The sequence below is a fragment of the Limimaricola soesokkakensis genome (genome assembly GCF_900172345.1).
GTDB classification, from domain to species: domain Bacteria; phylum Pseudomonadota; class Alphaproteobacteria; order Rhodobacterales; family Rhodobacteraceae; genus Limimaricola; species Limimaricola soesokkakensis.
The window spans coordinates 13,001-26,095 of the sequence record NZ_FWFY01000013.1 but is presented as its reverse complement, the minus strand read 5'-3'; the positions used below and the strand labels follow the sequence as shown (position 1 = coordinate 26,095).

At 53.7% G+C, this 13,095-nt stretch carries 9 protein-coding genes and 3 pseudogenes; 2 read left to right on the top strand and 10 right to left on the bottom strand.

Features of this window, described 5'->3' with window-relative positions:
- Window positions 1–31: 31 nt before the first annotated feature.
- The 3 genes from tviB to LOS8367_RS16415 form a co-directional block, all read right to left on the bottom strand.
- Window positions 32–1,300: a Vi polysaccharide biosynthesis UDP-N-acetylglucosamine C-6 dehydrogenase TviB gene (gene tviB, locus LOS8367_RS16425; protein WP_085897630.1), complete on the bottom strand. Its 1,269-nt coding sequence runs from the start codon at window positions 1,298–1,300 to the stop codon at window positions 32–34.
- A 67-nt stretch (window positions 1,301–1,367) separates the two neighbouring features.
- Window positions 1,368–2,378: an NAD-dependent epimerase/dehydratase family protein gene (locus LOS8367_RS16420; RefSeq protein WP_085897629.1), complete on the bottom strand. Its 1,011-nt coding sequence runs from the start codon at window positions 2,376–2,378 to the stop codon at window positions 1,368–1,370.
- 344 nt (window positions 2,379–2,722) lie between these two features.
- Entirely contained in the window at window positions 2,723–3,832 is a 1,110-nt protein-coding gene (locus tag LOS8367_RS16415) for a glycosyltransferase family 4 protein (RefSeq protein WP_085897628.1), read from the bottom strand.
- Window positions 3,833–3,915: 83 nt separating this feature from the next.
- On the opposite strand from LOS8367_RS16415, the pseudogene LOS8367_RS16410 reads away from it, so the two are divergent.
- Window positions 3,916–4,666: pseudogene (locus LOS8367_RS16410) on the top strand (IS5 family transposase).
- Between the two features lie 43 nt (window positions 4,667–4,709).
- On the opposite strand, the gene LOS8367_RS16405 reads toward LOS8367_RS16410, so the two are convergent.
- From LOS8367_RS16405 to LOS8367_RS16395, 4 genes and pseudogenes are all read right to left on the bottom strand, one after another.
- A complete protein-coding gene (locus LOS8367_RS16405) occupies window positions 4,710–5,261 on the bottom strand; it encodes an acyltransferase (RefSeq protein ID WP_085897627.1) in 552 nt (183 codons plus the stop codon).
- Window positions 5,262–5,489: 228 nt separating this feature from the next.
- The gene (locus LOS8367_RS18885) at window positions 5,490–6,440 is read right to left on the bottom strand and encodes a hypothetical protein (RefSeq protein WP_133056354.1); all 951 of its coding nucleotides are present in this window, start codon (window positions 6,438–6,440) and stop codon (window positions 5,490–5,492) included.
- 20 nt (window positions 6,441–6,460) lie between these two features.
- Window positions 6,461–7,573: a glycosyltransferase gene (locus LOS8367_RS16400; protein ID WP_085897626.1), complete on the bottom strand. Its 1,113-nt coding sequence runs from the start codon at window positions 7,571–7,573 to the stop codon at window positions 6,461–6,463.
- Between the two features lie 558 nt (window positions 7,574–8,131).
- A pseudogene (locus LOS8367_RS16395) lies at window positions 8,132–9,143 on the bottom strand (IS110 family RNA-guided transposase).
- Window positions 9,144–9,227: 84 nt separating this feature from the next.
- Between LOS8367_RS16395 and LOS8367_RS18740 the strand changes: the two are divergent.
- A pseudogene (locus tag LOS8367_RS18740) lies at window positions 9,228–9,347 on the top strand (IS5/IS1182 family transposase); the annotation flags it as partial.
- A 125-nt stretch (window positions 9,348–9,472) separates the two neighbouring features.
- Here LOS8367_RS18740 and LOS8367_RS16390 read toward each other — a convergent pair.
- The 3 genes from LOS8367_RS16390 to LOS8367_RS16380 are packed head-to-tail and all read right to left on the bottom strand — an operon-like array spanning window position 9,473 to window position 12,995.
- On the bottom strand, window positions 9,473–10,498 hold the full coding sequence (locus LOS8367_RS16390; protein ID WP_085897625.1) for an ATP-grasp domain-containing protein: 1,026 nt from the start codon (window positions 10,496–10,498) through the stop codon (window positions 9,473–9,475).
- 22 nt (window positions 10,499–10,520) lie between these two features.
- Window positions 10,521–11,720: a CapA family protein gene (locus LOS8367_RS16385; RefSeq protein WP_085897624.1), complete on the bottom strand. Its 1,200-nt coding sequence runs from the start codon at window positions 11,718–11,720 to the stop codon at window positions 10,521–10,523.
- Complete coding sequence (locus LOS8367_RS16380; protein ID WP_085897623.1) at window positions 11,721–12,995, bottom strand: oligosaccharide flippase family protein; 1,275 nt, start codon at window positions 12,993–12,995, stop codon at window positions 11,721–11,723.
- Window positions 12,996–13,095: the final 100 nt, after the last annotated feature.

The following is a 13,095-nucleotide window of genomic DNA, read 5'->3' as shown; positions in this document are numbered from 1 at the left end:
AGGCCGGCAGCAGCCTAGTTCTTCTCAAGCCTCAAAGACGCAGGTCAGATTCGCTGGGGGCGAAAATCGACTTCAGATCGAAGAAGACGTGACCATCAGTGCCATACTCCCGCAGGGCGGCTGCGCCGGCATTTCGGAACTCGTCATGGGCCACGGCTAGGAGCACCGCATCGTAGTCGCCCTTCTGAGGTGATTTCACTAGCTCAAGGCCGTATTCATGGCGCGCGCGATCCGCGTCGACCCAAGGGTCATGCACGTCGACATTCGCGCCATATTCCGCGAGTTCTTGTACCACATCAATGATGCGGGTGTTGCGCAAGTCAGGGCAGTTTTCTTTGAAAGCCAGCCCGAGGATCAGGATGCGGGCGTTCTGGATATGGAACCGGTTGCGCAGCATCGCCTTGACCAGTTGGCCCGCCACGTACTGACCCATGCTGTCGTTCAGTCGCCGCCCTGCCAGGATGATCTCAGGGTGGTATCCGATCGCCTCGGCCTTGTGAGTCAGGTAGTAGGGGTCGACCCCGATGCAGTGTCCGCCCACGAGGCCGGGCCGAAACGGCAGGAAGTTCCACTTGGTTCCGGCCGCCTCCAGCACCGCACTGGTGTCGATGCCCATTTTGTTGAAGATCAGCGCAAGCTCGTTGACCAAGGCGATGTTAAGGTCGCGCTGCGTGTTCTCGATGACCTTGGCGGCCTCGGCGACACGAATGCTTTCGGCGACATAGGTACCGGCAGTGATGATCTCGGCATAGAGTTGGTCAACTTCCTCGGCAATGGCCGGGGTCGAGCCGGAGGTCACTTTCCGGATGCTCGGAAGACGATGTTCTTTGTCGCCGGGATTGATGCGCTCGGGGCTGTAGCCGACGAAGAATTCTTCGTTGAACTTTAGCCCGGACATGCGCTCGAGAACGGGGACGCACTCTTCTTCGGTGGCACCTGGGTAGACGGTGGACTCATAAATGACGATATCGCCCTTTTTCAGCACGCTACCGACGGTTTCGGACGCTTTGAGAATAGGCGTCAGATCGGGCCGGCGATGCGCGTCGATCGGGGTCGGCACGGTGACGATGTAGACTTGGCAGCTCGCAAGCTCTTCGGTCTGACAGGTGAAGGCGAGGTTCTCGGCGGCGGTGAGGTCCTCGGGCTCTACTTCGAGCGTGCTGTCTCGACCGGCGGTGAGCTCGGAGATGCGATCGTCATTGATGTCGAAACCGATGACATGGCGCACCTTGGCGAACTCCACGGCCAGCGGCAGTCCAACATATCCCAGACCGATCACGGCCACGCGTTTTTGGGTCATCTCTATCCCTTTGAAATGAAGGTGTGACGGGAGCTGTCCTTGCGAGAAGCTCCCCAAACATTCGAGATCAGGCGTTGCGGTACTCGACGAACCATTTGACGAAGCGGTCGATTCCGACCCGGAAATCGGTCTCTGGGCGGTAGCCGGTCAGCTGGCTCAGCAGTGAGGCATCAGCCCAAGTAGCAGGCACATCGCCTGTCTGCATCGGCATATAGTTGCGCTTTGCCTTCATGCCGAGGCTGTCTTCGATGGCCTCGATGAAGTCAAGAAGTCGCACCTTCTCGGAGTTGCCGATGTTCACGACACGGTAAGGAGCCACCGGGGACAGGTTGTCGCCCTCGGCAATGTCGTCCTTGCTGGCCGGGCGTTCGGGAACCGCCGACATCAGCAGCATGATGGCACGGACCAGGTCGTCGACATAGGTAAAGTCACGATACATGTCGCCATGATTGTAGATGTCGATCGGGCGGTCATCGAGCATGGCATCGACGAACTTGTAGAGCGCGAGATCCGGCCGACCCCAAGGCCCATAAACGGTAAAGAAGCGGAACATTGTGGTCGGCAGATTCCACAGATGCGCATAGGCATGCGCCATGCTCTCATTGGCCTTTTTCGTCGCGGCATAGATGGTCAGCTGCGTGTCGGCCTTTTCCATCTCGGAGAACGGCATCTCGTCGTTCGCACCGTAAACACTCGAAGTGGAAGCCATGAGCAGGTGCTTGACCTTGAGACGGCGCGCGGCTTCCATGACATGGAAGGTGCCAATGACATTTGCGTTTAGGTAAGCTTTCGGGTTTTCCAAGGAATACCGTACCCCGGCTTGAGCCGCGAGGTGGACGATGATGTCCGGCGCGAACTCGTCGGCCACGGAGTCGAACAGCCTCTGATCTTCGAGCATACCCTCGGTCATGGAGAAGCCTTCGTTCTGAAGCAGCATGGCATGCCGCCGACGCTTCAGATTGACGTCGTAATAATCCGTCAGGCCGTCATAGCCATGCACCCTGAAGCCTTCTGTCAGAAGAAGCTTCGCAAGGTGGAACCCGATGAAACCTGCCGTTCCGGTGATAAGAATTTTCACTGATATTTTTCCATTATTTTGCCCTCAGATTGTGTGGCTGTGGCAGACATAAATGTTATGCCAGCCTCGTACTTGCTGAGTATTTGTAGCCTTCAAACTTGAGTAGTGACTCGATTTACGCGCGACTTATGGTCGGGTCGCGCTCTAAATTCAAGTGCAACGAAGAAAGTGCAAAGCGCGGGTGCTTCGGCCATGGTTTCGGCGGGCGTTTCCAGCCAAGGCTATAGCATTTGGAATTCCATGCGCATCAGGCGGGGGCGCGGAGTGAGGCGTTGAAGCGGCGTCTGCCCCGTAATGTGGATTGTAGAAAACTCACTTTTGCAGACCGATGCCGTTGGGGGCGGTCACAGCATCAGAGCCTCTTCAAGCACTCCACGGTAGGCATCGACGACCATTGCTTGGTCGAATTCCCTCTCCATTTTATTTCGACCTGCCCGGCCCATCTCCTCCCGAGCTGCCGAAGTCAAAGTTAACATCTTTATAAAGGCGGCGCTTAAGCTTTCCGCGTCCCGTGGCGCACACAGCAGCCCGGTGCGGCCGTCTTCGACCACGCTGCGACAACCGGGAACATCTGTAGCAATCAGCGGTCGTGCCATTGCCGCTGCTTCGATCAATGTGCGCGGCGCCCCCTCGCGGTAGGAAGGTAGGACAACACAGTCCGCATCGGCAATCTCGGAACGCACGTCGTCGCTTTCCCCAAGGTATTCAATGGTTCCGTTCTGCCGCCACTTCTCAAGTAAAGTATCAGGGATAGCTGACCGATTTTCAACATCAAGCGGACCCAAAAGCTGGAATCTAGTATTAGGATGGGATAGCAGGGTTTGCTGAGCCGCTAAGGCATATTCCAATATGCCTTTATCACGCAATAGCCTCGCGATCATCAAGAAACGTACCTCATCGCGCTCGGGCAGTGGCGCCGGCAAGAAATGCTTAAGATCAACTCCGGAACCGGGCAGGAGCCGGGACTGGTTCGATTGCGTCAAGCCACGAGAGAGAAAGAGCGCCTGATCGTCAGGGTTTTGAAAGAAAACGACTGGAAGGGACCGAAAAGCTATCCGATATAGGGTCTCGGCGACGCGGCGGAGGAGCGTCGAAGACAGAAAGGCCGTGCCGAGACCTGTCACATTTGGAATGAACGGGAAGCCTAGGCCTCGCGCCGCGATTGCACCAAAGATGTTATTTTTTATAGTGAATGAGAAAACAGCATCCGGCGCTAGAGTATAGAAGTGCTGCCTAAGTTCCCGAATTAATGCAATATCGGCTAGTGGGGATAATCCTTTAACATCCATTTCTAGAGGTACGAAATGACATCCGAGCGCCTCCAAACGTTTAACGGCAACGTCTGGCGGGGCCAGAACGGTCACCTTATGCCCTTCTTCGAGCATAGCCTCGACTAAGGAACGGCGGAAGTTGAAAATATTCCAAGCTGCGTTAACTGTGAATATAATATGCATGATTTATTTAGGCTCAGAACCCATTGAGTTGCGCGATCGGTCGCGTCAGTTGCGTGATTCACCCCAAAGCTGATGGAGGTGTGATAAGCGATCTGTTCTGGCTGACTGGGGGTCAGATAGGCTGGCTTCGGCCATTCTTTCCAAGGAGCCGTGGCGAGCCGAGGGTCGACAGTCGAAGGGTTCTAAGCGGAATAATAATATGCATCAATCGTAATGGCTTGCGATGGTGTGATGCGCCTGTTGAATAGGGCCCCTCGAAGACTCTCTACAACCGCTGGCGTGATGTGGGCGTGTTCGCCCGGATCTTTGGAGCACTGACGGCCGACGCAGCGGATCCAAGTACGGTTATGATCGATGCCACCTATCTCGAGGCATACCGCATGGCATCGAGCCTGCGACTAAAAAGGGGAGACGAGGAAGACTGATCGGGCGGACCAAGGGTGGCATGAACACCAAGCTACATACCGTCACAAATGCAAACAACCGCCCGCACAAACTCTTCATGACCGCAGTCTAGGCGAGCAACTGTACCGGCGCTGCCGCAGTGATGGGGAACTTGCCTGGAGCTGACTGGCTGCTCGCCGATCGGGGCTATGACGCCAACTGGTTTCGCGAAGCCCTGAAGGATAGAGGGATCGAGCCCTGCATCCCGGGCCGGAAGTCCCACACACATCGGCGAACTACGACAAGCGTTGCTACAAACGCCGCAACTACATCTGGATCATGCTCGACAGGCTCAATGACTGGAGGCGCGTCGCCACTCGCTACGGAAGATGTCCTGACGTCCTTCAACCCGCAATCGCTCTCGCAGCAACCGTCATCTTCTACCTCTGAAACTCAATGAATCTGGAGCCTAAACGGGGTGGACGGATTGAAATCATAACACTTCCGACCTCTCGGCGCTAAGCCTCATTGCCAATGCTACACGCCTCTCATAATTCGAGGCCTCTGATAATTCACCGTCGCTCACGCACGTCCTTTTAATCTTTAAAGAAAAATTGTCAAAGGTCTGGATCACTCGAGCCGGATTGCCAGCTACTACTGAGCCCTCGGGAACGTCCTTGGTAACGATGGAGCCGGCGCCTACAATACATCTAGATCGAACCGCAACGCCGGGCATGATAATACTGTTTGCGCCGATGAAAACATCGTCGCCGATTAAAACCGGAGCGTAGCGCTGGTACCGGTGTCCTGCTGCGTCGCGCACAAGGGAAGTGCTTCCGTCATGAGTGAGGATAACTACACCTGCAGCTATTGTAGTCCGGCTCCCTATGGAAATCAAAAACGGTTCAGAGCCGAACTCTCGAATATAGATTCGGCAGTCTTGGCCGACAGACACGCCGCTCCGCCTAGCTGCTTCAGCGCCGCCGAGGATCGCAAATCGGAGGTTTCTTAGTAGCCACCGAAGGAGCCTAGTAATATTCTTCACCAATATTCCCTCAATTGTAAAGACTGTTGCGTACGATTAGTGTAACTATTTATGGCATAGTATAAGGTGAAAAGCTCCTCTGTCGCCCATATTTTTCAGCACCCTAAAGGCAATCTCAGGTCGTATTGATTGGTGGCGGAGTCAGGTGCGGATCAGCGCGTAATCGATGACGCCAAGAAATCTTTCCGTGACCTTATCGGTTCGGATCGCGAAGCGCTTTTCCCTCGCTCAAAGCGTCCAGTAATAATAAAGAAGGAAATTATAAAAGAGCATCGCGACCCAAGCAATTATTCGTGCGCGCTTGTGCAGGTGGATAGAGGATAAGGCAATTATCGGAATGGAAAGGGCGATAAATCGGAAAGAGGCTATGCCACTGCTTTCCATTACCCAAACTGCGATACAAATATATAAAGAGAAATGATAGTACCAAGTGCGCGTGCTGCGAGCGCTGGCCTGTATGACAAGAAGAGCCGCCCACAAAAACCAGAAAAACATATACGAAAGGGATTTCGTTTCGGTATCAGAGAAGTTCCGTCGATCTCCCATAGCCTGTGCTATATCAACCACGGTCGTGGATATGACTAAGCCTGAAAGCAAGCCAAGACCTGCTGTCAGAAAAGCCGAGTTTAGCAGCGTCGATGATCTGCGACGGGATAGCCAAACTGATAAAAAATACACAAAGATAACAAGTATCATCCCCGTGTGGATAAAGGGGGCAACAGCGAAGAGAATGTAGGGCAAGAGCCGCCGCAGGCTTCCCTCCTGCATCTGAACCGCTGTCAGAACTATGGAGAACGCTAACGCACTTCGGACCTGCGAGACGAGCAGGTCAATTGTTATCGGATTCGCGAGTATTAGGATTGCTGCTATGCCACCTAAATATCGTGAAAGAAAGCGATGGGTTAGGAATGCCGATATTGCACTTAGGATCCCCAGTATTTGCTGGGGATCGAGGTTATTTCGCGCAAGAAATGTTAGCAAGCGGACCCAAGCGTACTCGAATGTGAGCAGCCCGACGATAGACTTATTGTAATCGTAGTAGTCTAGGCCATGTGTCTTAAGTATATCAATACGAGACACATAGTTTTCTACATCTGCAAATTCTGCATTCCGCACGTAGTCCCATGGTACTACAGCGATGAGGAAAGTGAACACGAGGCCCGCAAAAGTGCGCTTCACGATGGGTATAGTTCGGAAACTCATCGACCAAGAATTCTCTCGTAGAACCTTTGGGGCGCGCGCTCCGATAAGAACTCCGATAGATTTGGCGTAGCGTTCTCTACTGATAAGACCTGGTTGATCGCCTCGGCGAGCGCTCTGCAGGAATTCTCAGCGGCAACGCTAACGCCGGGTATTTCGTCAAGTCCGCCGGCGCAATTAGTGGTAACTACGCCTTGAGTGCCCGAAGCCAACATTTCTAGTATAACATTAGGAAATCCTTCTACGTCAGAGGTCACAAGCCCAACGTCACATGCCGCCATTAGGATCATGGGGTTATCTTGGTAGCCTAGTATTGAAACGAAGGCCTCCAACTCCATCATTTCAATCAGCGCAGTCAATTCCGTCCGCAAAGGACCGTCCCCGATCATGATTAAATGTATGTCGTGTCGACCTAAGGCATGAAGTGCTGCAATCGTCTCTATTGCCCTGTGGGGAGATTTAACCTTAGATAGTCGGCCGCACCATGCGATCCGCTTAATGCCTCTAGGGATATGAAGAAAGGGATCTGCAGGTGGTTCCTCAACCATCGGTAATGGGTTGACTGGATTCGGTATTGTAACTGTTTTTGCTTGAAGCTTTCCGTGAGTATGGAGGTTAAGAGAGCTTTCCATCCGTTCAGTTTGGCAAACTATTGAGTCCTGCCCGCCATAGAGATAATAGAGCTTCTTGACGAGCGCTCCCTTAAATCCAAGATCCCGCTCGAAGATCATCGTAGACTCACGAGTAACGAGTCGTGAGGATTTTAGTATTCCGACTTTTTTGAAGAAGCTTAGAGCTGCATTCAGGTGTGTAAAACTTGAGAAGGCTAGGCTGTAATTACTCTGCCAGCAGACCTTGGCGAGCGCAAATAGGCCATATTTTTCGCTGCGAGCGTTCGCATATATTAATTTGCACTTGGGGTGCGCTGCTAATTCGGCCAGAGTGCCGCTATTGCCGCGGCTAAGAACAAAACACACGACCTCATCATAGTCGTCGGACCTTAAGGCGGTGAGCGCCAACATATACGAAACACGCTCGGCTCCCCCCATTACGTCGGTCGGAAAGGCAATTAGTGCTCGCCTCGGTTTGTCAGTGTATTTCTTCAATTCCATTGAATACAACCGTAGATTCCCCTACAAAACCGGACCTGATTTAGATGGCGTTCTATGCGGACTGCACTGTCGCACGGAACGCCTGAGGGCTGAACTTCCTCTCACCCGTTCGACATAGACGACTGGTTCTGCGACGGGAATGCCAAGTGGTCTGCTGCCGGCACCGTGGATAGCGAGTTAAGGTAGCATTGCGCGGGCCTCGAACTCAATCGGGCTGATATAGTGAGGTGGTCCTGACCTGATGCTGTGGACGGCCTCTGGACCACCGTAGTGTGCGATGATTTGGCCGTTGAGCCATGTGTGGACAGCCTCTGCGGTGCAAGGGATTTCACTGGCGATCGCACCGGTCGGGTGCATCCATGTGTTCGGCCTGTTTGCGCAGGTCGACATGCCTGCTGGCCCTGATGAAGTCCGCAGATCGGGTCCCTAATCAGGTCAACGCGCTTGTAGCGCTCTGCTCCCCTGGGTTTGGCCGATCCCCGGTCTGACCGGTTCGTCATCACCACTCAGCCCCTTCCACCATCCCGGCGCCTCGTGGACCGGCGCTGGGAATGCCGTTCAGGCCGCGTAGACCTCCTTACGTGTCATGACTGCCCAGGCGATCCGTGCTGTCTTGTTCGCGAGGCCCACTGTCGCGACACGCACAGTCTTTCGCTCGAGGAGGCTGGCAAGCCATGGCTGGTGGCGTGGATCTCGTCGCACCATCCGCACGACAGCGGTGGCGCCGATGACGAGAAGACGTCGGAGATATCCGTCGCCTTGCTTGGTAATACCGCCCAGACGCTCCTTGCCGCCTGAACTGTTCGACCTTGGTGTCAGGCCGAGCCAGGCCGCGAATTGCCTGCCGGACCTGAACTGGGTCGGGTCGGGGACAGACGCGGCGATAGCGGAAGCCGTGATGGGACCGATGCCGGGAATGGTCGCGAGACGCCGACTGGTGTCGTCTGACCGATGCCAAACCATGATCTCGGCTTCCAGTCGTTCGATCTCAGCGGCAAGCTTGTCGAGCTGCGCAACCAGCGAAGACAGGGCCATGCGCGCGTGAGCCGGTAAATCATCCCGCGCGTCGTTGAGAAGCGTGGTTAACGCCTTCACCCCACCGGGCCCGGTGGCGGTGACGATCCCGAACTCAGCCAAATGCGCACGCAGCGCGTTGATCAGTGCCGTTCTCTGCCGCACCAGCAGGTCGCGCGTCTTGTGAAGTATCAGCACGCCCTGTTGCGCGCGGCTCTTCACGGCAACGAAGCGCATGGTCGGCCGCGTCACTGCCTCGCAAATCGCCTCGGCATCAGCAGCGTCGGTCTTGCCGCGCTTCACGTAGGGTTTGACGTAGGCGGGCGGCATCAGCCGCACCTCATGGCCGAGGGCAAGAAGCTCTCGCCCCCCAGTGATGCGCGGATGCGCAGGCTTCCATGCCAACAAGGCATGGCGGCAGGGACGAAAAGAACGGCAGCATTTCGCTGCGGCGGAGTTTGCGCCTGGCCGCCACTGCGCCATCAGCGCTGATTGCATGGGCTTGAAACACCCGATTCGCGAGATCGAGGCCGACAACGGCAACATCCTGAGGCATGGGAACGCTCCTTAGACCTGGCTCAACGGCCAAATCATCGCACACTACGGTAGTGCAGAGGCCGTCCACAGTATCAGGTCAGTCAAGACCGTCGGCGGGATGGCCCAGACGGTCTATCGCGGCGTCGAGCGAGTGCGCTCTCTCTTCGTTCCGACGATGGCAGCCAGCAATCTCGCAAGGTTGCCTCGATTGCTGGCTGCATGACGCCGAAAGGTAGCATCAGCAGCGCATACCGCTCGCGACGACACATCGGGAACTCGAGGCAGCCGGACCAGTCAAAGGGAAACCGTTCTGTCCCAGCGACTTCTTCAGCGGCCTGTTAGAGCATTCTAAGCAGCGTTGTTACTTAGTACGTCAAGAAGGTCCTCTAACACAAAACGCTCAGGGGTTACCGACGCAGGATGCCAGTTCATAGAGCGGTCCCAGAAGCCGGGACACTTCCTATAGGCATCGGCCGTAAATGTATAGCTGATTTCTATCACAAGCCACTTGCTGCCAGAATAAATGAAGTCAAATGCGCAGCTTTGAGCCTGCATATCGGCCGCGACATCAAACGCAATTTCGATGCACTCCTTCGGGATATAGGCGGGCTCGTAATGAATGGCGCCACTCCCCGAGGCTCTAAAATCTCCTTCACGAACCATGCGCTTGATCGCAAACGCGCGTTTGCCGATTACAACCACTCGAATATCATGGTCACTTTCTGGAATAAAATTCTGAAAATATAAATAGTCGACCTGACGTGAACTTCTAGAGTTAGCGCGGTGGGGCAGTACCGATCTAACTATGCCCCGACCAATATTCACGAAAGAACCAAGGGTCTTGTCGCGCTTGAACTGCCAGATGCGATCTCGGAGGTTATAAAAGCGCGAATTCCTCCAGCCCCGACTAAACGCCACCTTTGCTAATCTTCGCGCATGCCGGCGGGAGCCGATCAGCTGTACATTTTGTGAGCCGGCCCCGCCTCGTAATTTCCAAACTTTGGGAAAATCGGCTTGCTCAATCCACTGAATTGCCGTTTCCTTGTCGTAGAAAATATGCGTTTCAACCAGAGGCGCCCCCACCGCCTCAAGCAGATATTTTTGCCCAACCTTGTCATCATAGTGCCAAGCAGTGGAATTGTCAGGAAAAACAGTAATTCCCATATTCTCAACCGAAGCTATCAGTTGCCGCGCGAATAACTGTGCCCTGAAATCGCTGTGTTTCCAGTGCCACAAAAGTGCCTGGCACCCACGGAGCTGCTGGATGATGTCTGATGCAAAGCAGTCCACCTCTTTGTATTGAATTCCTCTTTCTTTGCAGTAGGCAATCCATTCAGTGACGAAGGAGCCGGACCGTGTATGAATCGCTATCACAATCGATCTTTCTATGATATTCTTAGTCTGGTTCGGTCTGTCTAGGATGGTCAGCCGGGGCCTGCGGATAAGGCTGCTGCATAGCATGCACAACAAGCTCATGGTGAGATGGGCACCGCAACATGTTAAGGCGTTGAAGTCTCCTAGTAGGAGGCGTCACAAGATTGCGCATAAGACTAATATTCATTAAGCGTCGCAATCCCCTAAACCGAATTGGGGACGAGAGGTCTATCAGCGACTGTGCCTTTCGCCCTGCGACAAAAGCATTCCAATGATCTAGCCATTCATCTGGGCGCGTTTCTAGACATCTCCGCATCTCTTCGATTTCATTTACAAGGGATTGCCGGGCGTCATCGCTCAACATCTCGACTCCTCCTATGGAAACCTTCTGCGAATATGGGTGAATCGAGACATCAATCCCTTCAAGGCGGGTATCCTCAAAGTCAAAATTTATCTCTGCAAGATATCCTTTGTCCCATCCCGGTCGTTCCACTTGAGTGTCGAAGATAAGGTTCCCTAGGCTGTAGATAATTGGCTTTCCTAGATAAATCTCGTAAGGCCCGGGCACATGAGGGTGGTGACCTACCACCGCATCGACTCCTATATCTATTAGAAAGCGGCACATATCCCTAAGTCCAGGACGGGGGTAAGGAAAAAATTCATTACCCCCGTGTACGCAAACGATCACGGCATCAGCCTCTTGCCGCTCCCTGAGGATTGCTTTGGCCATCTTCAGGGGATTTAGAATAGCCGCGCCGGCCTGTCCGTCCGCAGATAGGTTAAATTCCTGCTCGGCGTACGAAAAAAAAGAAAACCTCCGACCTTTTATGGGGAGCCGTAAGGGCGCTTCTGCTGAAGCGCGATTGTTGCCCGCCCCGAAGTGTGCAATGCCATTGCGCTCAAGTTCCTTGATTGTTTGCTCAAGTCCAGTTAATCCGTAGTCGTAGATATGATTGTTAGCTAAACTGACGGCCTTCACTCCAGCATGCGAAAGGCAATTTGAAACGCCGCCGCCGACCCGAATATTTGGCCCAGATTTTCGGATCCTCGTCCCTGCGTCACAGATGGGTGCTTCCAAGTTAATTATTGAATAATCAGCACTCTGCAGGAGATCTGTTGAATTGCCAAAGATGCCGGGGCCATTCTTGGCAATATCCTCAAACCTAAGGATCGGGGCGAAGTCTCCCCCGAAAACTATTTTAACCCGACACTCTTTTTGCATTTAAATTGATCTTTCCTTTTTGTCGTGCGCGCTGGTCCTGATCATAAAATGTATAATTGAGATAGCAATGAGGGTAGCGCTGCATACGGAGTAGGAGGCGACTGCCATCAGGGGTGTTTGCGATATGAAATATGCCAGAAAGATCGAAGAGATTCTTGCAAGAATAAGTATGATGTTGAATATAAGCGCTTCATGCTGCTTCCTAATCACAGGAATGACTCTTACCGCGGGTATATTGGCTACCATCATGGCGATCCACAGCGCCATCCACTGTGCGTAATAACCGGCCTCTTGCCACTCATCGCCGAATAGGACTGAAAACATTGCTGGAGCGAACGACGCGAAGCCAACAATTGCTGGAGCCAATGCCAAGAGCGCCATCGTGGATCGGATCAACAGGGGCATGAGCGGTTGGCCGCTTCTAGATAATTCTGCAAATCGCGTATATAGGACGTTTCCTACGGCCGCTCCGATGATGTTTGAGGGGAGATTCAGAACGCTGCGAGTTAGAGTATATAAGCCCGCCGCTGTCGGAGAGAAGAGTGAGGCGAGTAGTATTACAGGTACTACCTGCGATCCGGCATTTAGAACATCCGTAGGCATTCTGTATATAGGGAAGTCTCTGTGCCGTTTTAGAAGATCCGCGAGATCAGTACGGGAAATTCGAGGTGCCGGATGCCGCATACTGCCTACACCGCTTCGCAGCATGATTGCTTGAACAGCTGGGGCAAGCGAGGTCACCGTTACTAAGGTGGATGCGAGCGGTGAAGCTAATCCTCCCCCTACGCGTGCCAGATTGACTATAAATGCCTGCGCGACAGCGACGGCCCCTATTATTCGGAATGCGCTCAGCCGTGCAGCACGGAAGTTTGCTACGTCTTGCAGGGCGACGGCTATCAGCGCTAGGGGCAGGAAGTAGATTAGGCTACCCAGCCCCTCGGCACCCACGATCTGTAATAGGGGACGGCCCCCGGCTATTAGGGCCAACCCCAGCAGGCTGGACATTCCTACAGCAATTAAGAAAGAAAGACGTGCTAGTTTTGCTGCCTCGCATTCAGAGATAGCTGTTACAATCGCCATCGGATAGCGTAGTGCGACGATAGGACTTAGGATGCTAATAAGCGACAGAAAGACGCCCTGTAAGCCGAAGGCTTCAGGGCTGTAGATCCTGGTAATTAGTGGAGAGAATGCAAAAACCACTATTTGCGCAACGGCAGTGCCGGAAGCTACAGCGAGAACGTTACGTATTAATGATGATGAGGTAATGCGCTTCATAACATCTATTTTTTAGCAACCTGTTCTCATGATTTCTGTCAGGCTTTGTTTAACGATGACTATCCCGGTCGAGCGGGCACGACAGGATGTAGATGTGCAG